General features: G+C 60.5%; 27 protein-coding genes and 2 tRNA genes. 12 read left to right on the top strand and 17 right to left on the bottom strand.

What is annotated here, in order from left to right; genetic code table 11:
* Positions 1-78 precede the first annotated feature (78 nt).
* On the top strand, positions 79-540 hold the full coding sequence (locus tag ACN5AZ_RS04990) for a GatB/YqeY domain-containing protein (protein ID WP_419427758.1): 462 nt from the start codon (positions 79-81) through the stop codon (positions 538-540).
* A gap of 60 nt (positions 541-600) precedes the next feature.
* Here the strand turns inward: ACN5AZ_RS04990 and ACN5AZ_RS04985 are convergent, their stop codons facing one another.
* The 3 genes from ACN5AZ_RS04985 to ctaD all read right to left on the bottom strand — a co-directional run bounded on the left by ACN5AZ_RS04985 (position 601) and on the right by ctaD (position 3,834).
* Positions 601-1,548 carry a hypothetical protein gene (locus ACN5AZ_RS04985; RefSeq protein WP_419427757.1) on the bottom strand — a complete coding sequence of 316 codons (948 nt, stop codon included), beginning with the start codon at positions 1,546-1,548 and terminating at the stop codon, positions 601-603.
* The gene (locus ACN5AZ_RS04980) at positions 1,548-2,042 is read right to left on the bottom strand and encodes a DUF2244 domain-containing protein (protein WP_419427756.1); all 495 of its coding nucleotides are present in this window, start codon (positions 2,040-2,042) and stop codon (positions 1,548-1,550) included. Before ACN5AZ_RS04980 ends, ACN5AZ_RS04985 begins: the two co-directional genes overlap by 1 nt.
* A gap of 118 nt (positions 2,043-2,160) precedes the next feature.
* Positions 2,161-3,834 carry a cytochrome c oxidase subunit I gene (gene ctaD / locus ACN5AZ_RS04975; RefSeq protein WP_419427755.1) on the bottom strand — a complete coding sequence of 558 codons (1,674 nt, stop codon included), beginning with the start codon at positions 3,832-3,834 and terminating at the stop codon, positions 2,161-2,163.
* A 449-nt stretch (positions 3,835-4,283) separates the two neighbouring features.
* Between ctaD and ACN5AZ_RS04970 the strand changes: the two genes are divergently transcribed.
* Positions 4,284-4,502: a hypothetical protein gene (locus tag ACN5AZ_RS04970; protein ID WP_419427754.1), complete on the top strand. Its 219-nt coding sequence runs from the start codon at positions 4,284-4,286 to the stop codon at positions 4,500-4,502.
* Positions 4,503-4,511: 9 nt separating this feature from the next.
* On the opposite strand, the gene lipB is transcribed toward ACN5AZ_RS04970, so the two are convergent.
* The gene (lipB, locus tag ACN5AZ_RS04965) at positions 4,512-5,186 is read right to left on the bottom strand and encodes a lipoyl(octanoyl) transferase LipB (protein ID WP_419427981.1); all 675 of its coding nucleotides are present in this window, start codon (positions 5,184-5,186) and stop codon (positions 4,512-4,514) included.
* A gap of 163 nt (positions 5,187-5,349) precedes the next feature.
* On the opposite strand from lipB, the gene ACN5AZ_RS04960 reads away from it, so the two are divergent.
* A tRNA-Leu gene (locus ACN5AZ_RS04960) sits at positions 5,350-5,436 on the top strand.
* 53 nt (positions 5,437-5,489) lie between these two features.
* On the opposite strand, the gene ACN5AZ_RS04955 is transcribed toward ACN5AZ_RS04960, so the two are convergent.
* The 5 genes from ACN5AZ_RS04955 to ACN5AZ_RS04935 form a co-directional block, all read right to left on the bottom strand.
* The gene (locus tag ACN5AZ_RS04955; RefSeq protein ID WP_419427753.1) at positions 5,490-6,284 is read right to left on the bottom strand and encodes a hypothetical protein; all 795 of its coding nucleotides are present in this window, start codon (positions 6,282-6,284) and stop codon (positions 5,490-5,492) included.
* Positions 6,285-6,451: 167 nt separating this feature from the next.
* A complete protein-coding gene (locus tag ACN5AZ_RS04950; protein ID WP_419427752.1) occupies positions 6,452-7,282 on the bottom strand; it encodes a lytic murein transglycosylase in 831 nt (276 codons plus the stop codon).
* A gap of 96 nt (positions 7,283-7,378) precedes the next feature.
* Positions 7,379-8,005 (bottom strand): hypothetical protein, encoded by a 627-nt coding sequence (locus ACN5AZ_RS04945; RefSeq protein ID WP_419427751.1) that lies wholly within the window; start codon positions 8,003-8,005, stop codon positions 7,379-7,381.
* 350 nt (positions 8,006-8,355) lie between these two features.
* Positions 8,356-9,765, bottom strand: a complete 1,410-nt coding sequence (gene glnA, locus ACN5AZ_RS04940; protein ID WP_419427750.1) for a type I glutamate--ammonia ligase — start codon at positions 9,763-9,765, stop codon at positions 8,356-8,358.
* Positions 9,766-9,837: 72 nt separating this feature from the next.
* Positions 9,838-10,176 carry a P-II family nitrogen regulator gene (locus ACN5AZ_RS04935; protein WP_419427749.1) on the bottom strand — a complete coding sequence of 113 codons (339 nt, stop codon included), beginning with the start codon at positions 10,174-10,176 and terminating at the stop codon, positions 9,838-9,840.
* A gap of 328 nt (positions 10,177-10,504) precedes the next feature.
* Here ACN5AZ_RS04935 and ACN5AZ_RS04930 point away from each other — a divergent pair, with 328 nt between their 5' ends.
* Positions 10,505-11,302: an NAD(P)H-hydrate dehydratase gene (locus ACN5AZ_RS04930; RefSeq protein WP_419427748.1), complete on the top strand. Its 798-nt coding sequence runs from the start codon at positions 10,505-10,507 to the stop codon at positions 11,300-11,302.
* Positions 11,303-11,308: 6 nt separating this feature from the next.
* Here the strand turns inward: ACN5AZ_RS04930 and ACN5AZ_RS04925 are convergent, their stop codons facing one another.
* Positions 11,309-11,806, bottom strand: coding sequence for a Hint domain-containing protein (locus ACN5AZ_RS04925; RefSeq protein WP_419427747.1), 498 nt, complete (start codon positions 11,804-11,806; stop codon positions 11,309-11,311).
* 154 nt (positions 11,807-11,960) lie between these two features.
* On the opposite strand from ACN5AZ_RS04925, the gene ACN5AZ_RS04920 reads away from it, so the two are divergent.
* Both ACN5AZ_RS04920 and tig read left to right on the top strand, forming a co-directional pair.
* Positions 11,961-12,045 (top strand) — tRNA-Leu (locus ACN5AZ_RS04920).
* 178 nt (positions 12,046-12,223) lie between these two features.
* The gene (tig, locus tag ACN5AZ_RS04915) at positions 12,224-13,549 is read left to right on the top strand and encodes a trigger factor (protein ID WP_419427746.1); all 1,326 of its coding nucleotides are present in this window, start codon (positions 12,224-12,226) and stop codon (positions 13,547-13,549) included.
* Between the two features lie 51 nt (positions 13,550-13,600).
* Here tig and ACN5AZ_RS04910 read toward each other — a convergent pair whose 3' ends face one another.
* The 4 genes from ACN5AZ_RS04910 to rpsF all read right to left on the bottom strand — a co-directional run bounded on the left by ACN5AZ_RS04910 (position 13,601) and on the right by rpsF (position 16,333).
* Positions 13,601-14,959, bottom strand: coding sequence for a methyl-accepting chemotaxis protein (locus ACN5AZ_RS04910; protein WP_419427745.1), 1,359 nt, complete (start codon positions 14,957-14,959; stop codon positions 13,601-13,603).
* Between the two features lie 137 nt (positions 14,960-15,096).
* Positions 15,097-15,708: a 50S ribosomal protein L9 gene (rplI, locus tag ACN5AZ_RS04905; RefSeq protein ID WP_419427744.1), complete on the bottom strand. Its 612-nt coding sequence runs from the start codon at positions 15,706-15,708 to the stop codon at positions 15,097-15,099.
* A 12-nt stretch (positions 15,709-15,720) separates the two neighbouring features.
* Positions 15,721-15,948 carry a 30S ribosomal protein S18 gene (gene rpsR / locus ACN5AZ_RS04900; protein ID WP_058310770.1) on the bottom strand — a complete coding sequence of 76 codons (228 nt, stop codon included), beginning with the start codon at positions 15,946-15,948 and terminating at the stop codon, positions 15,721-15,723.
* Between the two features lie 22 nt (positions 15,949-15,970).
* Positions 15,971-16,333, bottom strand: coding sequence for a 30S ribosomal protein S6 (rpsF, locus tag ACN5AZ_RS04895; protein ID WP_419427743.1), 363 nt, complete (start codon positions 16,331-16,333; stop codon positions 15,971-15,973).
* Between the two features lie 239 nt (positions 16,334-16,572).
* Here rpsF and ACN5AZ_RS04890 point away from each other — a divergent pair, with 239 nt between their 5' ends.
* The 3 genes from ACN5AZ_RS04890 (at position 16,573) to ACN5AZ_RS04880 (ending at position 18,318) form a co-directional block, all read left to right on the top strand.
* Positions 16,573-16,821, top strand: coding sequence for a hypothetical protein (locus ACN5AZ_RS04890; RefSeq protein ID WP_419427742.1), 249 nt, complete (start codon positions 16,573-16,575; stop codon positions 16,819-16,821).
* Positions 16,822-16,955: 134 nt separating this feature from the next.
* Positions 16,956-17,525, top strand: coding sequence for a YceI family protein (locus tag ACN5AZ_RS04885; protein ID WP_419427741.1), 570 nt, complete (start codon positions 16,956-16,958; stop codon positions 17,523-17,525).
* A 166-nt stretch (positions 17,526-17,691) separates the two neighbouring features.
* Positions 17,692-18,318 carry a hypothetical protein gene (locus ACN5AZ_RS04880; protein ID WP_419427740.1) on the top strand — a complete coding sequence of 209 codons (627 nt, stop codon included), beginning with the start codon at positions 17,692-17,694 and terminating at the stop codon, positions 18,316-18,318.
* Here ACN5AZ_RS04880 and ACN5AZ_RS04875 read toward each other — a convergent pair.
* Positions 18,315-19,514 carry a cytochrome b/b6 domain-containing protein gene (locus ACN5AZ_RS04875; protein ID WP_419427739.1) on the bottom strand — a complete coding sequence of 400 codons (1,200 nt, stop codon included), beginning with the start codon at positions 19,512-19,514 and terminating at the stop codon, positions 18,315-18,317. The genes ACN5AZ_RS04880 and ACN5AZ_RS04875 overlap by 4 nt on opposite strands.
* Before the next feature lie 156 nt (positions 19,515-19,670).
* On the opposite strand from ACN5AZ_RS04875, the gene fabD reads away from it, so the two are divergent.
* The 3 genes from fabD to ACN5AZ_RS04860 all read left to right on the top strand — a co-directional run bounded on the left by fabD (position 19,671) and on the right by ACN5AZ_RS04860 (position 21,825).
* Positions 19,671-20,612: an ACP S-malonyltransferase gene (gene fabD / locus ACN5AZ_RS04870; protein ID WP_419427738.1), complete on the top strand. Its 942-nt coding sequence runs from the start codon at positions 19,671-19,673 to the stop codon at positions 20,610-20,612.
* Between the two features lie 26 nt (positions 20,613-20,638).
* Entirely contained in the window at positions 20,639-21,376 is a 738-nt protein-coding gene (fabG, locus tag ACN5AZ_RS04865) for a 3-oxoacyl-ACP reductase FabG (RefSeq protein ID WP_419427737.1), read from the top strand.
* Positions 21,377-21,591: 215 nt separating this feature from the next.
* Positions 21,592-21,825 (top strand): acyl carrier protein, encoded by a 234-nt coding sequence (locus tag ACN5AZ_RS04860; protein WP_183965298.1) that lies wholly within the window; start codon positions 21,592-21,594, stop codon positions 21,823-21,825.
* 213 nt (positions 21,826-22,038) lie between these two features.
* On the opposite strand, the gene ACN5AZ_RS04855 is transcribed toward ACN5AZ_RS04860, so the two are convergent.
* Positions 22,039-23,043 (bottom strand): Fe(3+) ABC transporter substrate-binding protein, encoded by a 1,005-nt coding sequence (locus tag ACN5AZ_RS04855; RefSeq protein WP_419427736.1) that lies wholly within the window; start codon positions 23,041-23,043, stop codon positions 22,039-22,041.
* A 75-nt stretch (positions 23,044-23,118) separates the two neighbouring features.
* Positions 23,119-23,919 carry a nucleoside triphosphate pyrophosphohydrolase gene (gene mazG, locus ACN5AZ_RS04850; protein ID WP_419427735.1) on the bottom strand — a complete coding sequence of 267 codons (801 nt, stop codon included), beginning with the start codon at positions 23,917-23,919 and terminating at the stop codon, positions 23,119-23,121.
* Positions 23,920-24,058 lie beyond the last annotated feature (139 nt).

The following is a 24,058-nucleotide window of genomic DNA, read 5'->3' as shown; positions in this document are numbered from 1 at the left end:
GATTTTGCTGCGGTTGCACGGGGGGCGGCCATACGGTATGTTGCGACTTTGTGACAACAGCACCGGAGACAGGCTGGTATGGAATTGCGCGAACGGGTCAATGCGGCCGTGAAACAGGCAATGCGGGACAAGGACAGCGCCCGTCTGTCGACGCTGCGATTGATCAATGCCGCGATCAAGGACCGCGATATCGCGGCCCGCGCCGAAGGCAATGAAAACGGCGTGCCAGAGGCCGATGTGCTGGCCATTCTGGGCCGCATGGTCAAACAGCGCCGTGAAAGCATGAGAACCTACGAAGAGGGCGGGCGGCTCGATCTGGCGGAGCGGGAAGAAACCGAGATCGCTGTGATCGAAGAGTTCCTGCCGCGTCCCCTGTCCGACGCCGAAGTGGCGCAGGCGGTGGATGACGCAGTGGCCGAGGTCGGCGCCGATTCGATCCGCGACATGGGACGTGTGATGGGCGTGCTCAAGGGCAAGTACACCGGACAGATCGACTTTGCCGCCGTTGGTCCGCTGGTCAAGGGCCGCTTGTCCGCCTGATCGCTGAGGCGACAATTTATGAGACGGCCTCCGAAGCGCACCTTCGGAGGCCGTTTTTGTTCAAGACGCGGGAGAGGGCATGTCACTCTCGGCTGCATCTTCCGGCAGGGGGAACCCCTCGGCGATGGTGGCCAGTTCGTCGCGGTCCTCGATCTTGAACCGTTCGACAAAGCGGGTCTTGAAGCTGACCCGCCCGCGACGCGCGCCAAAATTCTCGCCATGGTTCAAGACGTACAGCACAGCAGGAAAGCTCAAAGGGGCGAGCGCCCGTCCGGCCAATCGCGCCAAATAGGGGAACATGCGGTGCTCATGCTGGGTCATGGCCTCGAGGAAGGCTCCGGATTGCGGCAGATCGGGATCATGAGCAAGGGCCGCGCAGGAGCCGCACAGCTTCCAGAAGGGTTTGCGCATCGGTTCCTTCAACGTGCGCTGGTCGGCCAGCGCGATGATGCCCGTGCTGTCATCCATCACCAGCCCCGACTGCACCAGATAGCCGCCTGGTGCCTGACGGCGCAGCATCTCCTTGACCACGCCCTGCCGCAGCAGATCATCGGCATCAAAAGACATGACATAACAGGGGCCGGTGTCGAGCCGCATCAACTGTTTGTACAAGGCAGACAGCTTGCGCCATTTGTCATTGCCCGGTTCGGGATCGTCGAACGGCAGGAAATGGATGCGCCGGTCCTCCGGCAGCTCCGGTTTGACTTGGCAGCACACGATGACCTGCCAGTGGGGGTCATTCTGGGCGCGCAGGCAATGCAGCGTGGCGCGAAGACGGTCCGTGACAGCCCCCCAATCGCCCACCTGATCTGGGCCGACCAATGGAATCAGAAAGACCACTTGTTTGCGCAGGGGCGGCACGCGCCCTTGCAACGCCGTGCGCAGATCAATCGCCGCTTGTTCCGATGGGACGGGGGACAGCCGGTTGATCATGCCAGTGTTGTTCAGCCCCGCAGCGATCGACAATGCCGCGCGGCGCCATTTTGGGGTGGCCGGTGCCTGAGCCATTACACATCCTTTATTCGCCGCAATGTGGTGACGAGATCGGTATACAATACTTTCCGCTCTGCTTCTGACAGAAAGGCGCCAATTTCAACCTCGCGGCCTGCGCCTTTGAGTGTCACGTAATTGGGCACGGGGCCACCGTTTTCGTGCAAGGATACCGTCACCCAATAGGTGTTTGCCTGCCAATGCTGCGCATCACCTCGCGGGTTCTGCCGCCAAAGCTCGGTCTCATCCGCGCTGAGCCGCAGGGTTTCGAGGATTTGCCGGTCTTGGTTGTTGCGGCGCAGCCCGTAATACAGCCCCGCGGTCGCGGCGAGGATGAAGGGCAGCAGCCCCCATAGAACCATCGTCCCAAGGACCGCGATCAGCGGGATCGAGGCGACCAGAAAGAACCCGAGAATCATGGCGGCAAAGCCTTTGTCCGACAGGGCGTTGTGCGGGCAAAGGCGCAGTTCCTGAACGGGCGCAGAGGTGGGCGTGGTCCAAGTATAAGGCATGAGGAAGTTATAAATTCGCTGCGCCGTCCTTCAAACGGTCAAAGCGCCGCATCAGCCCTTGGTGTAAAAAAGGCCCCGCCGGATGGCGGGGCCTTTTGGATTTTCAGTCACACGGCGCTTAGTGCGCGTGGCCCTTGTCCCAGTCTTCCTGTTTCGGAAGCTGCTCGAACGTGTGCTCGGGCGGGGGGGAGGGCAGGGTCCATTCCAGCGTGTCCGCATATTCGTTCCACGGGTTCGCCACGGTGGATTTCGCACCACGGGTCAGCGTGTAGGCAATGATGCCGAAGAACAGCAGGAACGACGAGAAGGAGATCATGGCACCGATCGACGAGACATAGTTCCAGGTGGCGAATGCCTCCGGGTAGTCGATGTAGCGGCGCGGCATGCCCTGACGGCCCAGGAAGTGCTGCGGGAAGAAGGTCAGGTTCACACCGATGAAGAACATCCAGAAGTGAATCTTACCAGCCAGTTCAGGGTACATGCGGCCCGACATCTTCGGCAGGTAGAAGTACATACCGGCAAAGATGGTGAACGCGGCACCCATCGACATGGTGTAGTGGAAGTGCGCCACGACGTAGTAGGTGTCGTGATAGGCACGGTCCACACCGGCCTGCGACAGAACAACGCCGGTCACGCCGCCGATGGTGAACAGCAGGACAAAGCCGATGGCAAACAGCATGGGGGTTTTGAACTCGATCGAGCCGCCCCACATGGTTGCAATCCAGCTAAAGATCTTCACCCCTGTGGGCACGGCGATCACCATGGTGGCCAGCATGAAGTAGGACTGCTGACGCAGCGACATGCCGACGGTGTACATGTGGTGCGCCCACACGACAAAGCCCAAGGCACCAATCGCGATGATCGCCCAGACCATCGGCAGGTAGCCGAACACAGGCTTGCGCGAGAAGGTCGCGATCACATGCGATGCGATACCAAAGCCGGGCACGATCACGATGTACACTTCCGGGTGGCCAAAGAACCACAGGATGTGCTGGTACAGGATCGGGTCACCGCCACCGGCCGGATCAAAGAACGTCGTGCCAAAGTTACGGTCGGTCAGCAGCATGGTGATGGCACCGGCCAGAACAGGCAGGGCCAGCAGGATCAGCCAGGAGGTGACAAAGATCGACCATGCAAACAGCGGCACCTTGAACAGGGTCATGCCGGGGGCACGCATGTTCAGGAAGGTGGTGATCATGTTGATCGCGCCCAGGATCGAGGAGGCACCGGATACGTGCACCGCAAAGATCGCGAGATCCATGGAGTAGCCGCCTTCACGCACGGACAGCGGCGGGTAAAGCACCCAGCCCACGCCCGAGCCAAGCTGGCCGTTGCCGCCCGGTGACAGAACCGAGGCCACCGCCAGCGCGGTACCTGCGAAGTACATCCAGAACGACAGGTTGTTCATGCGCGGGAACGCCATGTCGGGCGCGCCGATCTGCAGCGGCATGAAGTAGTTGCCGAAACCGCCGAACAGGGCCGGAATGACGACGAAGAACATCATCAGGATACCGTGGCCCGTGATCAGCACGTTCCACAGATGGCCGTTGGGGGTACAGTCCTCGATGGCGGCAGCGGTGAAACGTGCGCCTTCCATACACATGTACTGAACGCCCGGTTCCATCAGTTCCAGGCGCATATAAACGGTGAAGGTCACCGAGATCAGGCCGGCCAGCGCCGACACGATCAGATAAAGGATCCCGATATCCTTGTGGTTGGTCGACATGAACCACCGGGTAAAGAAGCCCCGGTTGTCTTCATGTTCGTGGCCGTGAATGGCGGCGTCTGCCATTGTCTGCCTCCTAAAATTTCAAGACGAGGACGCGAGGATAGAATCTAGCCGGGCGCCCGGTGATCGGTCCACGTTTTAGAAGGTGTCTGCCCGCGCGTCCATGCGTCGAATTGATCTGGATCAAACATTTTGTCGCACCTTGTGCGGGTTATGGTGCGAATTGGGGTGTTGTTTCGACAAGCGTCTTGTCGCTGTGCGATGTTGCCTGATCAAGGGTGCGCCTCGCTTGGTCAAACGGTCAGTCTACCGTGAATTGTATCACGTCAACGTGTCAGCCGGATAATCTGTATCCGGGAACAGTTTTTTCGCGCCCGCGTTCATACACCGTTAACGGATCAGGTCGCACCTTCGGGGCATGGGCAAAGGTCAGGGTTTCCCGACTGTCGCGCAACACCTCGCAAAGGTAACGCTGATCCTGTCGCTGCTCACCATCCCGAGGGGGGATCAAAATGGCTTATGTTGATCTGTTTTCTGCCCAGAACACCGGTTCCGCGCTGCGTCAAAGGCTGTCGCGCATTTTCGAGACGCCTTTTGACCGTCGCTATCGCCAGCGCAAGGAGGCGATTGCCGCGTTGCGGTCAAAATCCGATGCGGATCTCGCTGCTATGGGTCTGACGCGCGAGGATATTCTCTCCCACGTTTTCGCCAACCGCGCGACCCTGCGCTAGGGCGGGTCGTCAGGACGGATCTGGAAAGCGCGCCTCGAAGGATTGGCGCAGCGCCACGTCCAGATCGTCCATCCCGACGGGCAGCCCCATGTCGACCAGACTGGTGACGCCGAATTCGGTGATGCCGCAGGGAACGATGCCTTTAAAATGCGTCAAATCCGGCTCAACGTTGATCGAGATGCCGTGAAAACTGACCCATTTGCGCAGACGGATTCCGATTGCGGCGATCTTGTCCTCGGCGGTCGCGCCGGACGGTGTGCGCGGGCGATCAGGGCGTTCGATCCAGACACCGACGCGGCCACAGCGGATATGCCCCGTCAGGTTAAAGGTGGCGAGCGTGTCGATCACCCATCCCTCAAGTGTTTCAACGAACTTGCGGACATCCTTCCCGCGCTTGTTCAGGTCCAGCATAACATACACCACGCGTTGCCCCGGCCCGTGGTAGGTGTACTGGCCGCCGCGCTTGGTGTCATAAACCGGAAAGCGGTCGGGGTCTTTCAGGTCGGCCACATCGGCGGAGGTGCCGGCAGTGTACAGCGGTGGATGCTCTAGCAGCCAGACACATTCCTCCGCCTCGCCACGGGCGATGGCGTCGACGCGGGCTTCCATAAAGGCCAGCGCATCAGGGTAGGGGGTCAAACCGTCAGAAATCTTCCATTCCATCGTGCAATCCCTTGCCTGTATCGTTCGTGCGTGACGCCCCTGCGATGTAGTCGTTCGGGCCAGAATGCGCAACGCCAGCACGCGCGCGCACCCTGATCCGAAAAATCCGAAATGGGGGCGTTTTTTGGCTTCACATCTCTGGGGGGCTGATTTATACGCCGCTCTACCCAAGCTGGGACAGAGTGCGGTCGTGGCGGAATTGGTAGACGCGCAGCGTTGAGGTCGCTGTGGGGTAACTCCCGTGGAAGTTCGAGTCTTCTCGACCGCACCATACAAAAATCGCCCTTCGGGGCGATTTTTTGTTTTTCAGGAATGCCTTATCAGTCAGTGCGTCATGGACAGCATCACGCCGTTCAGCCGGTCCGCGTTGTACAGCACGGTGAACAAAGCCGTCACAACAAGCGCCTGACTGACAAGCCGAAAATCCATACCGCGCCCAAGCGTCAGAATGTACAACGCGATGGCCAAGGGCAGGTAGAGAATCCCGATCACCCCGGTCAGAAGATGCCCTGCGATGCTCATACGGCGCTTTTCAGGGGCTTCGGGCTCGTAGGTGATGCGGTATTTGGCCAGACGGTCGGTGACCTTGGGGCGATCTTCTTCGACCGGAGCGGCAGGTTCTTCCACATCGGGGTAGAGCGTTTCGGCCAGCGATGCGGTCAGGGCATCGTTTTCAAACAGCTGATCCTCAATCGCCGGATCAAGGTCGGGCATACGACGCGGGGAGACGTAGGAGCGCAGGCGGACAAAGTCCTCGCGATCCAGCAGCACATCGGGTGCATACCATTCGAGAATATCCGCGTCGCTGTGATCAAGACAGGCCAACACGACATCAGACAGAATCGTGGCCACGCGTTCATCCGTGGGGATAGACCCGTCGGTGTTCACGATTTCCAGCAGCATGCGCGGGCCGTAGTCGCTGTCTTCCTCAGGGATCGCGATGATCCCGAAGCGGCGGCCAAAGACCTTGCTTCCATGGGCGGGGCGATGCGGCACCGCCCCGGGAATATGGTCGAGGCGGTCCAAGACGGCTGCGGCGCTGTCCAGATAGGGGCCGGGGTCCAGCTGGCTGCTGTCCGGCAAAATCAGACCTGCGTAGGGGTACTCGACAATATTCATGACACGCTCCTGACCAGCGCATTCTGCGCCTTGCAGGATCTGGATGCCGGACGTTCATGTTCGGATTTGGGCAAAATCTGGTAAATTCGTGTACATTTGACCGAATTTGGAAACCGGATCTCGTAAAGGGAGATGGACCGGCGTGCCAAACACGCCGGTCTGGTAGATTAGTTTCCGACCTGCTGGGCGGCGTAGGCGATGGCGCGCTGGTAGTTGCCGCTGTCGTTCCATGCCGAAAGCGCACGGAAATTCGCCGTGCCCTCACCAAAGGCTTGTCCGGCCTTCCAGCCGTTCTGGCGCAAGAGGTTCGCCGCCGAGGCCAAAGCATCTGCCGCGTTGTAGGGATCGATACGTCCGTCGCCATTTGCGTCCACGCCGTAGCGCATCCAGTTGCCGGCGAGGAATTGCATATGGCCCAGCTCGCCGGACGGCCCCCCTTGGGTGTTGGCGGTGATCAGGCCACGGTCCACCAGCATCAGCGCCGCTTCGGCATGGGGTTCAAAACGTGGGTGGCGGCGGCAATAGGACGAGAGGGTGACGGCACCGTCGACGATTTTTGTTTTGCCGAGGTAGCCGCCCCAAGATGTCTCCAGCCCCCAGATGACGGACAAGACCGACCCGGGCACGCCGAAACGCTGCTCGATACTGTTAAAGAGATTCGCGTTCGCGTTTCGCTTGGACCGCGCGGCGTTCACAAATGCCTGCGCCGAACCTCCGGTCCGCTTTGCCAGGAAGGTCGCGGGATCGCCGTAGGAAACACCGGTCTGGGACGAGGGCTGTGATTCAAAGCGCCATGTGATGGAGGAGAGCTGCGCATTCTGCAACGCTTGCAGCCCGCGTTGGCCAACGCCCGCCTGTTGCGCCTGCTGCGCGAGGTTTGCCTTGTAGGACCCAAAGGCGCCTTTTTCGGTGATGCAGCTGGCGGCGAGGGCCGGAGCCGCGGACAGGAAGGACAGGCACAGGGACGCGGTGCCAAGAACAGAAGCGATACGACGCATGGGGTCTCCACGGGATACATTGCGGTACTGCGACAGTAGCGCGCATCCCCAATTGCGCAAGGCAAACGGGGGATTATCGCCGATCACAGGCTGCCGTCACGCCAGCGATCCTTTCGCAAGCGGGGCGACAAGCAGATGGGTGATCGCCACGCGAGCGCGCGCCAGTATCGGCAGAGATTGCGCACAGGCCGCCAGTTCATCTGAGCTGGCAGATCGGCACAGTGCGTGGCGCAGATGCGCCTCGAAGGCGGCGACATGGCTGTCGTAGCGTTTATCACTGTGTCGGATGCGTCGCGATGGGGGGCGGCGGTGGCGCAAGGCCAGTGCCGGTCTGCGCGGTGTGATCGGTTTGGCGGCCAGACAATCCTCCAGATCGCGCAGGAAAATGCTGCGCGGAATGGCCACAGAGGTGTCCAGCCAGATCACGGACAGCGCCTCGGTGGCTTGCAGCAATCCAAAGGTCAGCGCCGCGAGCCGTTTCGGGGCGGCGCGTCTATCCCTCAGTTTCAGGCTCAGGGTCACAGCGCTTTGATGCGGTTGCTCCGTACGGGACAAATTCAGCGTCAGCCCGTCCGTGACAAAGACCAGTCGCGCCTCGGTTTCCAATGTCACCTCGCCATGGACCGCATCGTCGGCACGCAGCATCCCCATGAGCAGATCAAGCACGCGGGGCAGGCGCGGGGCGTTGAATTCGGCGAATACAAATGTGGCGGTGGCATACATGGTGGGCGCGGTCCGAAGGTCAGGGATGCCCCTTTGTGACCGCCCATTTCACGCGCCGGAAGCCCCGCAATACGGCGCATTCTAACCATTCAAATCACGCGTATTTTTAATCGGGATGGGGGGCAAAGTGCATGCTTTGCCGTGTGATCAATATCACGGCAGCGGTGGCAAACAGGCGGGGGAGTGGACCTATGGAAGGGCAATGCCCCGATCATGCCAAACACCTTTAAGAAAGCAGCAAGCTCTGTCCGCACAAACTCCATAGAAGTCTTGGTATTTCCCTGCGCGCCCAACGCAAAAGGGCGCCCAAATAAGGGCGCCCTTCCGTTGATGTCGCTGTGATCCGTCGATCAGCAGGAGTAGTACATGCCGAACTCGACCGGGTGCGGCGTGTGTTCGTACAGCTCGATCTCTTCCATTTTCAGGCCGATGTAGCCATCGATCTGGTCTTTGGTGAAAACGTCGCCCGCCAGCAGGTAGTCGTGGTCCGCCTGCAGCTCTTCCATCGCTTCGCGCAAGCTGCCGCAAACGGTCGGGATGTCGGCCAGCTCTTCGGGCGGCAGGTCGTACAGGTTCTTGTCCATCGCGTCGCCGGGGTGGATCTTGTTCTTGATCCCGTCGAGGCCGGCCATCAGCAGGGCTGCGAAGCACAGGTAGGGGTTCGCGGACGGGTCGGGGAAACGTGCCTCAACGCGCTTTGCCTTGGGCGATTCGGTCCACGGAATACGCACACAGCCCGAACGGTTACGTGCGGAGTAGGCGCGCAGAACAGGTGCTTCGAAGCCCGGGATCAGACGCTTGTAGGAGTTGGTCGACGGGTTGGTGAAGGCGTTCAGCGATTTCGCGTGCTTCAGGATACCGCCGATGAAGAACAGCGCCTCGTCGGACAGGTCTGCGTATTTGTCACCTGCAAACAGCGGCTTGCCGTCTTTCCAGATGGACATGTTGCAGTGCATGCCGGTGCCGTTGTCGCCGTAGATCGGCTTGGGCATGAAGGTTGCCGACTTGCCGTAGGCCTGGGCCACGTTGTGGATGACGTACTTGTACTTCTGCAGTTCGTCGGCCTGGGCGGTCAGCGATCCGAAGATCAGGCCCAGTTCGTGCTGACAGGACGCCACTTCGTGGTGGTGCTTGTCAACTTTCATGCCCATGCGCTTCATGGTGGACAGCATTTCCGAACGGATGTCCTGGCCATCGTCGATGGGGTTGACCGGGAAGTAGCCGCCCTTGATGCCCGGACGGTGGCCGGTGTTGCCCATTTCGTACTCGGTGTCGGTGTTCCACGATGCGTCGATCGCGTCGACTTCGTAGGATACTTTGTTGATCGAGTTCGAGAAACGCACGTCGTCAAACAGGAAGAATTCCGCTTCGGGACCCCAGTAGGAGATGTCGCCGATGCCGGAGGACTTCAGGTAGGCTTCTGCCTTCTGCGCGGTGCCGCGCGGGTCGCGGTCGTAGGCTTCGCCGGTGTCGGGTTCAACAACCGAGCAATGGATGCAGATGGTTTTTTCAGCGTAGAACGGATCAACATAAACGGATGCGGGATCGGGCATCAGTTTCATGTCGGAGGCTTCGATGGATTTCCAGCCCGCGATGGAGGAGCCGTCGAACATGAAGCCTTCTTCAAGGAAGTCTTCGTCGACCTGGTCGGACATCACGGTCACGTGCTGCAGCTTGCCACGCGGGTCGGTGAAGCGGATGTCGACGTAGGCCGCGTCCTCGTCCTTGATCAGCTTCAGAACATCAGCGTTGGTGGTCATTCTATACAGTCCTTCTCTGTCAGAAATTCTTGGGTTGTGGGGTGCGTGGCGCGCGGCCCGCACCAACAAGGGTTACAGCGCGTCAGAGCCGGATTCGCCGGTCCGGATGCGGATGGCCTGTTCGATGGTGGAGACAAAGATCTTGCCATCGCCGATCTTGTCGGTTTTGGCCGCGCCAACGATGGCTTCGACAGCCGCGTCGACCTGATCATCGTCCAGAACGATCTCGATCTTCACCTTGGGCAGAAAGTCCACGACATATTCTGCGCCACGATACAGTTCCGTATGGCCCTTTTGACGGCCGAAACCCTTTACCTCGACAACGGAAAGGCCCTGGATGCCAGCATCCTGCAAGGCTTCTTTCACTTCATCCAGTTTGAATGGCTTGATGATCGCTTCGATCTTCTTCATGAGGTCTCCCCCCTTCACTACCCGTGTCGGACATCGGCAGATCATGCCTGATGGGCCGTCACAATCAGGTAGGGGGATGGCAGGGGGAGACGCAATGCTGAATCGATGTGCGCGTCCTGTTTTTTGATCAAGTTGCGCAAAAAGTAATCGAAATTGAATCGGTGGCGCGGCATGTCGTGCATGGCGCTTGATCGAGATGCCTTCGGACACAGTTTGCGGGCAAGGAAACCGCAACCTGTTGGATGATATTCAGGACGCGTCGGAAAATCGGGGGGCAATATGACCGAAACGCCAATAACACAGGACATTTTGCCGGATCTGTCCAAGCATGCGGATCAGCACAAGTATGATCATGGGCATGTTTTCGTGGTCGGCGGCCCGCCGGGGGCAGGGGGGGGCTGCCCGACTGGCGGCGCGTGGTGCGCTGCGTGTGGGGGCCGGGCTGGTCACGCTTGGATGCCCGCTGCGCGCGGTGACGGAGAATGCGGTGCAGCTCACGGCCATTATGATCAAGGGATTGGATGGGACCGCTGGCCTGGCCGAAGTGTTGGAGGACACCCGGATCAATGCGCTTTGTCTGGGGCCGGGCTTGGGCTTGGGACCAGCCACGGGCGAGTTGGTGAAAACGGCATTACAGGCGCAGCGCGCCACGGTGCTGGACGCGGATGCGTTGTCACGGTTTCAGCGAAAACCCGATTCGCTGTTCGATATGGTGCATGGCGCGGTTGTGCTGACGCCGCATGGGGGCGAGTTCGCCAAACTGTTTCCCGACTTGTCCAGCCAGCTTAGAGAAGGGAGGAGCAAAACAGATGTGGTGCGGCAGGCCGCAGTGCGCGCGGGGTGTACGGTGCTGCTGAAAGGGTCCGATACGGTGATTGCCGATTCGACGGGGCAGTGTTTCGTCCACAACGGTGACGGGCACCGCGATGCCCCGTGGTTGGCCACGGCGGGGGCGGGGGATGTGCTGTCGGGCATCATCTGCGGCCTGCTGGCGCGCGGACTGCCGCCACTTCAGGCGGCCTCAACCGCAGCGTGGCTGCATGCCGAGGCGGCCTTGCGTTTCGGGCCCGGACTGATTGCCGAGGATATACCAGAACAGCTTCCCGCTGTTCTGGCTACACTTTAATGCGCCTTATGCAGGTGCCCGTGCAATCGCGCCAGACGCCAGTTCCAGACCATCCGCATAGACAATTTGCGGATGCTCGAACACAAGTTCGAACAGTTTGAGTTCCTGCAAACCCAATGCGCGAACAAAGGTCCCGTCGATCAGTCGGGCGACAGGGACCAGTGCCTGCGAGGCGCCAAACAACGCGCTGGCACGCCAGTCCCGCACCAGAATTTCTTGAGCGGCGCAAAGCACGGCATCTTGTTCGGGTCGCTGATTGCCCAAGGTGCCCGCAGCTATTCCGACGGTGGCCGTGACGCGGCGAAACGGGCGCAGGCCGACCAACTTTGCCGCGCCAGATGTGCGCGTGATCACGCGGTCACCGGGGGTCAGGTATTCAACGGGAAGAACCCCGTCGAGCGTAAGTATGTTTGTCCCCAAAGGGAGTGCATTAAGGGCCTGATCCGGCGCAAGATGGCGCGCGGGAAGCCCGCCCGCAGGCTGCGGGGGCTTATCGTATTGCATAGGGTGGCGTCCTGCTCTGGTTGCCTTATGTTTTTTCGCCCAGTGTCCGATAAGGTCCGGTTAAAGTCACGGAATTTCTGTGAAACCTATCCTTATGAGTCCCTGCATTTTTCGCTCGCACATCCCGAAATGCTTTGCTAAGCAGCGCCGACATGCGGGTGTGGCGGAATTGGTAGACGCACCAGATTTAGGTTCTGGCGCCGCAAGGCGTGGGGGTTCAAGTCCCTCCACCCGCACCATGTTTTTCCCTAAAATGCGATAGAACCCCCTTACGGGGCCTTTGACACCGCGATTGCCGGTGAAAACCCGCCGTCTTCGGCGGCAAATCGTCTTGCACTGTAGGGGATCGGGCAATAGAAGGTGCCAAATTCAATTGCGCCCCCTCGCGGGGCGCGTCTTCATTCGAGGGAAGATAAAATGCAGGTCACCGAGACGCTGAACGAAGGCCTCAAGCGCGGCTACGCCATCACCGTGACGGCGGCCGAACTGGACGAGAAGGTCAACGCCAAACTGAAAGAAGCCCAGCCCGACATCGAGATGAAGGGTTTCCGCAAGGGCAAGGTTCCGATGGCGCTGCTGAAAAAGCAGTTCGGTCCCCGTGTCATGGGTGAAACCATGCAGGAAGCCATCGACGGCGCGATGAACGAACACTTTGAAAAAACCGGCGATCGTCCGGCGCTCCAGCCCGAGGTCAAAATGACCAACGAGGACTGGAAAGAAGGCGACGACGTCAACGTCGAAATGTCCTACGAGGCGCTGCCCGACGTGCCGGAAATCGACCTGTCCGGCGTCGAGCTGGAAAAGCTGGTTGTGAAAGCCGACGACGAATCCGTTGACGAAGCGTTGGCCAACCTCGCGTCCACCGCGCAGGATTTCGAAGCCAAAGACGGCGCCGCCGAAGACGGCGATCAGGTTGTTTTCGACTTCCTCGGCAAAGTTGACGGCGAAGCATTCGACGGCGGCGCAGCCGAAGATTACCCGCTGGTTCTGGGCTCCGGCTCTTTCATCCCCGGCTTCGAAGAGCAGCTGGTTGGTCTGAAAGCAGGTGACGAAAAGAACGTCGAAGTGACCTTCCCCGAGGAATACGGCGCAGAAAACCTGGCGGGCAAACCTGCTGTGTTTGAATGCAAGGTCAAAGAAGTCAAAGCGCCTAAAGCTGCCGAGATCGACGACGAGCTGGCGAAAAAGTTTGGCGCGGAAGATCTCGAAGGTCTGAAAGGCCAGATTCGTGAGCGTCTGGAAGCCGAATATGCCGGTGCTGCGCGTCAGGTGATGAAGCGTGGTCTTCTGGACAAGCTCGACGAGCTGGTCACCTTTGACCTGCCGCCGTCGCTGGTCGAAGCGGAAGCGGGTCAAATCGCGCACCAGCTGTGGCACGAAGAAAACCCCGAGGTTGAAGGCCACGATCACGAAAAGATCGAGCCCACCGAAGAGCACAACAAACTGGCAGAGCGCCGCGTGCGTCTGGGCCTGTTGCTCGCCGAAATCGGCCAGAAAGCCGAAGTCGAAGTGACCGATCAGGAAATGACCCAAGCGATCATGAACCAGGCACGCCAGTACCCGGGTCAGGAGCGCGCGTTCTTCGACTTCGTGCGCCAGAACCAGCAAATGCAGCAGCAGCTGCGCGCGCCGATCTTTGAAGACAAAGTCATCGATCACATCGCTGAGCAGGCGAAAGTGTCGGAGAAAGAGATCTCCAAAGACGAGCTGCAGAAAGCTGTCGAGGCGCTGGACGAGGAGTAATTCTTTCCCCGTCAACGATTTGAAAAGGCTGCCTTTGGGCAGCCTTTTTTCTTAGCCGCTGGCGCGCATGTCGTCGTGATACAGTTCCATCGCTGGCGCGGCTTCGGGGGTGATCGCAAAGTAGGACACTTCCCCGACAAGCGTGCCTGACGCCTGTTCCAGCTCTTTGCCTGAGCCGCTGATGTCATTCACCGTCGCTGCGTTTTCCTGCGTGACCGTGTCCAATTGCGCGACGCTGCTGTTGATCTCGCGCAGGACATCGGACTGCATTTGTAGGTTCGACGCGATATGTTCCACGTTGGATGAGATGCCTGTAATGCCTTCGAAGACGGCCTCAAACTCATGCGAGGCGCGATTTACAAGATCCGATCCGGCTTTGACGTTCTGCGAACTCGTTTGAATGAGGGATTTGATCTCACTCGCGGATTCAGAACTGCGTTGTGCAAGGCCGCGTACTTCGCTCGCGACCACGGCAAACCCGCGACCCGACTCACCGGCCCGGGCCGCTTCGACACCGGCGTTCAGGGCCAGCAGGTTGGTCTGGAAGGCGATCCCCTCAATCACAGAGATAATCTGGCCGATCTGGTCCGATGAGCTTTCGATCCGTTCCATCGCCTCTGTCAGGCTGGCGACCAGTTTGCGACCATTTTCAGCGGTTTGACTTGTGGAATTCGCCATCCCGCGCACCTCTGTCGCGTTCTCAGCGGCAGATTGTGCGTTGGAAGTCAGCTGTTCGATGGCAGCGGCGGTTTCCTCCAACGTGGCGGCCTGTGTTTCGGTTCGGCGCGACAGGTTCGTGGCGGTTGTGCTGATCCCCTGAGAGGAGGCGTAGACCGTCGTGGACACGTTTTTGACCTTCGACACCAGCGAGGCGAGCTGTTCGATGGCAGCGTTATACGACTGGGCCAGTATTTCGAGATCACGGTCCATTTCGCCGTGGATGCGTTGTGACAGGTCCCCGTGGCTCAGCGCGGTCAGCGCGCCGCTGATGCGGTCAATGACCATCTGACGCGCGGTGATGTCTGACGCGATCTTGATGACGCGGCGGATCACACCTGCATCGTCGCGGACGGGGCAGTAAGTCGCGTGGATATAGATCGGATCACCGTTTTTGGTGATTCGCTTATACTGGTTTGTAAACGGTTCGCCGCTGCCCAAGCGTTTCCAGAAATCGGCGTATTCCTCAGAGGCGCGATATTCGTCGTCGACGAACATGCTGTGGTGGCTGCCCTCAACCTCGCTGGCGGTATACCCCAAGGCGTCGAGGAAATTTTTGTTCGCAAACAGAATTTCCCCGTCCGGGCGGAAGTGGATCACGGCCTGTGTGGCGTCGATCATATCCAATAGGTCAGGGCGTTCGTAGCGGCGCTCAATCGGTTGATCGTACGTCGTCTTTCGGAAAAATGGCATGTGTGGCTATCTCCTCGGTGCGCGCCCCATGCATCAACCGGTAAAGCATAGACCTTTATCAATTCCCAAAGCCGACACGGACCAAACGAAAAAAGGCCGCCCCGAAGGACGGCCTTTTCAAAAGATTTTCGAGAAACTCAGTTCTCTTCGGAGGCTTCTTCAGCCGCCGGAGCGTCGCCTTCGTCATCGGACGCGGCAGAGCCCATGTCGTCGAACAGCTGGGACACTTCGAATTCTGCCTGTGCTTCTTCTTCAGCGGCCAGTTCCTGAATGGACTTGCCGGATTGCTGAAGCTCGGCTTCTTCGGGGGAACGCGCCACGTTCAGCGCGATGGTCACCATGACCTCGGGGTGCAGGTGCACCTCGACGTCGTGCAGACCCAGTTCCTTGATCGGCTGACGGATCAGAACCTGCTTGCGGTCGATCGAGAAGCCTTCGGCGGTTGCCACGTCAGCGGCGTCACGGGTGGTGACGGAGCCGTAGAGGTTGCCGCCGTCGGACGCCTGACGGATCACGACGAACTGCTGGCCGCCAAGACGCTCGGCCAATGCTTCGGCCTCTTTCTTGGTTTCCAGGTTGCGCGCTTCGAGCTGGGCTTTCTGGGCTTCGAAGGAGGCGATGTTCTCCTTGGAGGCGGTCAGCGCCTTGCCCTGCAGCAGCAGGTAGTTACGTGCGAAGCCGGGCTTAACGTCGACGACGTCGCCCATCTGGCCCAGTTTGGCCACGCGTTCGAGAAGGATAACTTGCATGTCAGTCGCTCCTTACTTCACGGCGTAGGGCAGCAGGGCGAGGAAACGGGCGCGCTTGATAGCACGGGCCAGCTCACGCTGCTTTTTCGCCGAAACGGCGGTGATACGGGACGGGACGATCTTGCCGCGCTCGGAAACGTAGCGCTGCAGGAGACGGGTGTCCTTGTAGTCGATCTTGGGTGCATTGTCGCCCGAGAAGGGGCAGACCTTGCGGCGGCGGAAAAACGGTTTTGCAGCCATTGTCTTTTACTCCTTCCTGGGATCAGTCGCGGTTGCGACGCTCACGACGACCGTCACGCTCGTCTTTTTTCTGCATCTGGACGGAGGGACCTTCCTCGTGCTCGTCGACCTTGATGGTCAGGACGCGCATCACGTCGTCGTGCAGACGCATCAGGCGTTCCATTTCCTGAACAGCCGTCGACGGTGCGTCGGTCTTCAGAAAGGCGTAGTGGCCCTTGCGGTTCTTGTTGATCTTGTAGGCCATGGTCTTCACGCCCCAGTATTCGGATTCGACGACTTTACCGCCGTTGTCCGAAAGAACGGTGCTGAAGTGTTCCACCAGGCCTTCGGCCTGCGCGTTGGACAAGTCCTGACGCGAGATAAAGACATGCTCGTACAGCGGCATGTTCGCTCCATTTTTGTCAAGGCGCGTTTCAAAGGGCGGGCTAACCTTCCGCGCCCGACCCACGAGAGACCGCGCGGTTCAACCGTGTTTGCGGAAGGAACGCCCCATATACACGGATTGCCCCGCGGTGCAAGCCCCTGTTCGGCACGCGGGGCAGGGCACGGGATCGCCCCGCCTGTGCCTTAGTTGCGGCCTATTCTCAAAGCAGCTTGTTCATATTCGAGCAAGAGGCGTTTGACATGACCATGACATCTGACAGCATCCACACTGCGCATCCCCTCGCACGGGATATGACACCTGCGGGAAATCTGATCTGGCGGCTGGTGCTGGTTTGCGTGGGGACGGCTTTGGCTGTCTCTGCCTTTGGGCTTTGGATCGTGGGGGGCGCAGTGGGCGGGGGTGTCGTCTTGCTGATGAAACTCGGGGCGTCTTTGTTCATGCTGCTGCTGGGGTTGGGAATGATCGTTTGCGGGCGGGACGCACCGTAAACTCGGCGCATTTTCGCACACTCTGGTGGTGTCATGTTCGTTTTGGAACAGGGTCTGTGTTGCAACGCCGGATTGCCTGAAACCCGTCCCGTCATAGATTGCGGCTCACAACAGCTCCAATCGGGATGACCCTTATGAAATCTGCATTCTTCGCGACCGTTCTGGCCTTGGCCCCCATCTCCGCACTGGCGGGCGAGGCGTATACGCTCGACCCCAGCCACAGCCAGATCCTGTTCACATATAACCACCTTGGCTATTCCACCGGCATGGGCATGTTCTCGGGCTTCGAGGGCACCATTGATTGGGACAAGGAAAATCCCGCGCAGTCCTCGGTCGAGGTCTCCTTTCCCGTGCGCTCCATGATGACGGGCTGGGAAGAGCGTTTCACACACTTCATGTCTGACGATTTCTTTGGCGCGGCAGAAGACGAGATGGTCAGCTTTACCTCGACCTCCATCGAAGTGACCGGCGAAGACACCGCCAACATCACCGGCGATCTGACGCTGAATGGCGTGACCAAAGAGGTCGTGCTGGACGCGAAGCTTAACCAGATGGGCGACCACCCGATGGCGAACAAGCCCTGGGCGGGCTTTGACGCAACCACCACGCTGATCCGGTCTGACTACAACGTCGGTGCATTCGCGCCCTACGTGTCCGACGAGGTCGAAGTCACGATTTCTGTGGAGGCCATGAAAGCCGACTGATCGTTTGGCGACATCCGCCAGCAAGGGTCCGCAGTTTTCTGCGGGCCTTTTTGTTTGCGTGCGGCGGCTTTGGGCATTCGTCTAAAACCCGCGACAGATCGCGGCGCGAGAGGGCCGAATTTTGCCTCATTGCGGTGGTGTCTTCGCCGGGCAGGAGGCTGAAGGCATGTTTGATATCGACCCGAGTGAGGATTGGAACGGTGGCGCCGGCTGGGATCTGGTGGAAACCGATCCGATAAAGGCAGAGGCGCCCTATACTTTTTTTACCCCATCGAAGGCAGAGCTGGCACTACTGCAACCCGGTGATCGGGTGCAGGTCGGATTCGCCCCTTCGGGGCAGCCGGGAATGGCTGCGGAACGTTTGTGGGTGGAACTGAGCGATCATTCAGACGGTCTGTGGCACTGTCACGCCGATGATGCGCGCCCCGCCGGTGTCCCCCAGACGTTCGACATACACGCGGGGCATATCTGGGCCGTGGGCAAATGTCGTGTCGACACGCTGGAGGAAGAGGCGCGGTATCTCGCCAATGCCTTCATCGATCCGGCGATTTTGACGGCAGGCGCACGGGTCAGCTGGCTGCAGCGCTGTCTGCCGCCGGTGCGCAGCGGCCCCTATGCGGAAACCGGCTGGTGCGCCTATGGCCCGATGGGGGAACGCCCCTTGGACCAGTTGTTCCACGGACCTATCGGCCTGCTGCTGAACAAGGATGACAGCATGATGGCACTGCTGCGCGCGCCCGTGGGCGCACGCATCACGAGGTGGAGCAATGGCTGGCGGGTCGAGACCGATTAGTCCCCCGCACGCTCTGCGGTCAGCGCCACATCAATGATGACTTCGAACCCCAGTTGCGCGGGATCTGTCATGCTGTCACCGATGCTAAAGTTGCGCCGATCCAGAACCGCCTGTCCCTCCATCTGCGCCACATCGCCTTCCAACGTCAGCGTGAAGGGGAGGGTGACCGGCACCTCATGGTCTTTCAACGCCAAGGTGCCTTCGGCGATATAGCCATCCTCTGTCCGTACAATAGGCGCGGTAAAGGTTGCGGTGGGGTGATCCTCAGCGCTGAGGAAGTCGGCTCCAAGCGCTTGATTGGTCACACTGCCCAAGGTCAGGGACCCGATGGCGATTTGCACTGTCACGCTTCCCTTGTCGCCGGTGTCCGTGCTGTCATCGAAATCGATGTCTGGGGTCCATTCGGCAAAGCTGCCCTCGACGGTCTTGCCGAACTGATCCACCGACAGGGAAAGCGTGCCCTCGCGCACCGACCAGTCGCTTTCGACCTGAGCCAGCTCTGCCGACGTGCCGCCGGTGTCATGGGCGAACCAGCCCAAGGACCACGCCCCGCCCAAAGTGGCCGCCCAGACAAATCCCGCCAACAGGGGCGCAGCCCAGCCGTGGCGCGCGTGATGCGGGCCTGAGGCCTCTGTCGTGCCGAACCACATCCGCCGCAGGGTGGCATCACCGTCGATCAGGTGGTGTTTCAGCGCGCCCGCCACATGCAGGACCAGAGCCCCCAGCAGAACCCACTGCAGGATGAAATGCAGCGTGGCAAAGGTCTCTGCCAATGCGGGGCTTTTGGGAACAAAGAACAGATCCTGCCCGAAGGGCCACCAGATCGGCGCGAACCCGTCCGTGGCCGCATGTTCGATCCATCCCGACAGCGGCACCAGCACCAGCGAGCCGTAAAGAAGCCAATGCACCACCTCGGCTGCGAATGTCTCGACCCGGCGGTCCGGGTGCAGCGGGGCGGGCTTCGTCTGTGTCACGGCCCACACAATCCGCGCCAGCGCCACAAGGAAGATCGTCACCCCCAGCGTCTTGTGCACCGAAAACAGCGTGGCCTTGCGCGCAAGCTGATCGGCTGTCTCATAGGGCAGCCGGTCCGCCAGCCAGCCCAGCGGAATCATTAGCAATATCCCCAGGGCGATCGTCCAGTGGAAAATCTTGGTGATCATGCCGTAGCGGCTGCGGGAATTGGTCAGGGGCATGGCGAGGCTCCGCTTTGAGATGCATGGGGTGACTTAGCGGAAACACTGCTTGCTGCAATCCGCGTGTTTGCACATGCGGCGTGCGCTACGCGTTGCGCCGCAAGGGCGGGACCGTTAAGGGCTAGTCCCTGACGACGATACGTAAAGGAGAGGGGCATGAGCCGCGCTTTCATCTTTCCCGGGCAGGGCGCCCAGACCATCGGCATGGGCCGGGATCTGGCAGAGGCCTATCCCGCAGCCAAGGCCGTCTTTGACGAGGTCGACGCCGCCTTGGGCGAAAACCTGTCCGGCCTGATCTGGGAGGGCGAGATCGAAACCCTCACGCTGACGGCCAATGCACAGCCTGCGCTGATGGCGACATCCATTGCCGCCCTTCGCGCGCTGGAGGCCGAAGGCGTCACCATTGATGCCGCGTCTTATGTCGCAGGCCATTCGCTGGGCGAATACACCGCGCTGACGGCGGCGGGATCGCTGAGCGTGGCGGATGCTGCCCGCCTGCTGCGCAAGCGGGGCGAGGCGATGCAGGCTGCCGTGCCCGTGGGGCAGGGGGCGATGGCCGCCGTATTGGGGCTGGATCTGGCCGGCGTCCGCGAGGTGGTGTCCGAGGCCGCCGAGGGTGACGTGCTGGCAGCAGCCAATGACAACGACCCGGCGCAGGTGGTGATCTCTGGCACAAAAGCGGCTGTAGAACGGGCGGTGGAGATCGCAAAGGCCAAAGGCGCCAAGCGCGCGCTCTTGCTGCCGGTCTCGGCACCGTTCCATTGTGACCTGATGCAGCCCGCAGCGGATGTGATGGCAGAGGCGCTGGACGACGTCGAAATCGCCGCACCCAAAGTCCCCTTGGTGGCCAATGTGCGCGCCTCGGCCGTCAGCGATGTCACGACGATCCGCGCCTTGTTGGTCGAACAGGTCTGCGGGTCCGTGCGCTGGCGCGAGTCGGTGGAGTACATGGTGGCCCAAGGCGTGAGCGAATTCTGGGAGATCGGCGCAGGTAAGGCGCTGTCGGGCATGGTGCGTCGCATCCACAAACCCGCAGCCGTGCGCAACATTGGCAGTGCTGCAGATGTGGCCACCGCTGTCGAAAGCCTGAAGGCATAAACCGCATAAGCGGAGAGGAGATGAGAATGTTTGATCTGACGGGTAAGACGGCCCTGATCACCGGTGCCTCTGGCGGCATCGGCGGCGAGATTGCGAAATCCCTGCACGCCGCGGGCGCGACCGTGGGCCTGTCGGGCACACGAGTTGAGCCGCTCGAAGCTTTGGCCGCGGAATTGGGCGAGCGTGCTCATGTGCTGCCCTGCAACCTGTCCGACGCAGAGGCCGTCAACGCGCTGCCCAAGCAGGCGGTCGAGGCGATGGGCGCGGTCGATATCCTGGTAAACAACGCAGGCATCACGCGTGACAACCTGTTCATGCGCATGTCCGAAGAGGAATGGGCGAGTGTGCTGGAGGTCAACCTGACCTCGACCTTCCGTCTGTGCAAAGGCGTGCTGCGCGGCATGATGAAATCCCGCTGGGGCCGTATCGTGAATATCTCGTCCGTGGTGGGCGCGACCGGCAACCCCGGACAGGGCAACTACGCCGCCGCCAAGGCGGGCATGATCGGCATGTCCAAATCGCTGGCCTACGAGGTCGCGTCGCGCGGCATCACTGTGAACGCCGTGGCGCCGGGCTTTATCGAGACGGCGATGACCGACAAGCTCAACGACGACCAGAAGGGCGCAATTCTGGGCCAGATCCCGGCGGGTCGCATGGGCACGCCTGAAGAGATCGCCGCAGCCGTTCTGTTTCTGGCCAGCGCAGAGGCGGGGTACTTGACGGGCACGACCTTGCACGTCAACGGTGGCATGGCCATGTTATAATCGCCTCTGAGGGGGTGTGGCCCGGCGGCGTGGGAAAGCATTTGCCATCCCCGTTGCCTGTGCTATAGGCCCCTCAGATTTCATGTCGGCTGGCGTTTTGCGCTGTCCGGCGCGGGGGAGTCCCCGGATGATCGAGCCGCCCCTTCGGGCAAAGTAACGTCCGCCCTGGGGTCGGGCAAATCTGGGCGCAAGCCCTTGACTTGTGAGGAAAGAATATGAGCGACATCGCAGATCGCGTGAAGAAAATCGTCGTCGAGCACCTGAGCGTCGAAGAAGACAAGGTTGTTGAATCGGCCTCCTTCATCGATGACCTTGGCGCAGACTCGCTGGACACCGTCGAGCTGGTCATGGCGTTCGAAGAAGAATTCGGCATCGAAATTCCCGACGACGCAGCCGAAACCATCCAGACCTTCGGCGACGCGGTCAAATTCATCTCCGAAGCCCAGTAAGCGGTTTCGTCGAGACAGACACAGCGGCGGTTCCCATGACGGGAGCCGCCGTTTTTTATGTCTGCTGTTGCGTTAAGCGGCGCCGCTGGAATAGGTATTTTGCCCAAGGAAAAGCGTGTAGCGGGGCGTTCTGGGCGCGGGCGGGCGCGCGACCGAGAGCATGCAAAAAGGGCGCCCGAAGGCGCCCTTTGGTCGTTCTGGGTGTGGCTTCGATCAGCCGTCGAAGTCGACTTCTTCGATCAGGCGCAGCGCGTCACCGCGCAGTCCGGCGAGGGTCATCAGGTTGACGTCGTCGGCGGTGTACTCGCCCCAGCCTTTGACCAGGTCAATCGCTTCGGTGCCCGGTGCGATTGGGTATTCGTAGTTGGCTTCGGCGTAGACTTCCTGTGCTGCAGGGGAGGACAGGAATTCCATCATCTTCAGCGCGTTTTCCTTGTTCGGGGCGGCGGCTGTCATGGCGACGCCGGAGATGTTCACGTGTGTGCCGGCCTCTTCGAAGGTGGGGAACAGGACGTTGACGGCGCTTGCCCATTCTTTCTGTTCGTCATCTTCGAGCATTTTGCCCATGTAGTAGGTGTTGCCCACGGAGATGTCGCATTCGCCGGCCCAGATCGCCTTGACCTGTGCGCGGTCGTTGCCTTGGGGTTTGCGGGCGAGGTTGGATTTCACGCCTTCAAGCCACTCTTTGGTGTATTCTTCACCGTGGTGGTGCAGCATCGCGGAGACCAGCGCCACGTTGTAGGCGTTGGTGCCGGAGCGGATGCAGATGCGGCCCTGCCATTTGGGGTCTGCGAGATCTTCGTAGGTTGTCACCTCGGACGGATCCACGCGGTCCTTGGAGGCGTAGACGATGCGTGCGCGGGTGGTCAGGCCCCACCAGTGACCTTCGGGGTCGTGGTAGGCGGCGGGGACGTTTTCGGTCAGCACGTCGGAGGTGACGGGCTGGGTCAGGCCGGCCTCGACCACAGCGTTCAGGCGCGAGATATCCACGGTGAAGACCAGATCGGCGGGAGAGCGTGCGCCCTCGGCCTGCAGGCGTTCCACCATACCTTTTTCAAGGAATGCGACGTTGACCTTGATGCCGGTTTCTTCGGTGAAAGCGTCTGTCAGCGGCGCCAGCAGCTCGGGCTGGCGGTAGGAATAGACGTTGACCTCTTGGGCGAGAGCCGGGGCGGCGATGGCCGCGAGGGTCAGAGCTGTGGTGGCGCGCAGAAACATGTCTGTTCTCCTGATATTTAGATTGGCGCCTGTAAACCTGACAAAAAGTGTTCGGTCAACAGTCGATTTTTTCAGTCAGGATTTTTCCGCCTGTTTCGCAGCGTCCCAAAGCCGGTCCATCTCTGTCAGGTCGCTGTCGTTCGGGCTGCGACCTTGAGCGGCGAGCGCGTCTTCGATGTATTTGAAACGGCGGGTGAATTTTGTGTTGGCGGCGCGCAGTGCGGCCTCGGGGTCGATGTCGAGATGACGGGCGAGATTGGCGACGACAAAGAGCATGTCGCCGAATTCTTCGAATTGTTCGTCTTTGTTGGTGGCCTGCCGGATCTCGTCGAGCTCTTCGTGCAGCTTGTCCATAACGTCGCCCGAATCCGGCCAGTCAAAGCCCACGCGCGCGGCGCGGTTTTGCAGCTTGACCGCCCGCAAAAGCGCCGGCAGCCCCATGGCCACCCCGTCTAGCACGCCTTTTTGCGCTTTGGCGGCGCGTTCGGCGGCCTTGATTTTTTCCCAATCGGCGGTCTGTTGGGCGGCGGATTTGTCGCGGGTTTCGTCGCCGAAGACATGCGGATGGCGGGCGACCATCTTGTCCGACATGGTGTCGGCCACCTCGTCAAAGGTGAATATGCCCTTTTCGCTGGCCATCTGCGCGTGGAACACTGACTGGAACAGCAGATCGCCCAGCTCTCCCTTCAGCTCGTCCCATGCCTCGCGTTCGATGGCGTCGGCGACCTCATAGGCCTCTTCAATGGTGTAGGGCGCGATGGAGGCGAAGTCCTGTTCCAGATCCCATGGGCAGCCGCCATCGGGGTCGCGTAGGCGGCGCATGATTTCAAGCAGGCGGGGCATGCCGCCTTTGGGATCGTGGATCAGATCGGTCATCGGGCTCTCCTGTCTGGCGTGGCACAGATGTGGGGGATTGGCGCGGGGGAGTCCAGCAGGGCGCTGCCGCCGATTTGCGCAATGCGCGATGCAACGGCGGGAAATGCATCCTTGGGGCTTTCGCGCAGGCTGTGTCAGG

This window comes from Sagittula sp. SSi028, from assembly GCF_048553715.1.
In the GTDB taxonomy this organism is placed as follows: domain Bacteria; phylum Pseudomonadota; class Alphaproteobacteria; order Rhodobacterales; family Rhodobacteraceae; genus Sagittula.
Note: the sequence above shows the minus strand (reverse complement) of the source record. Positions and strands in the feature narration are given on the sequence as shown.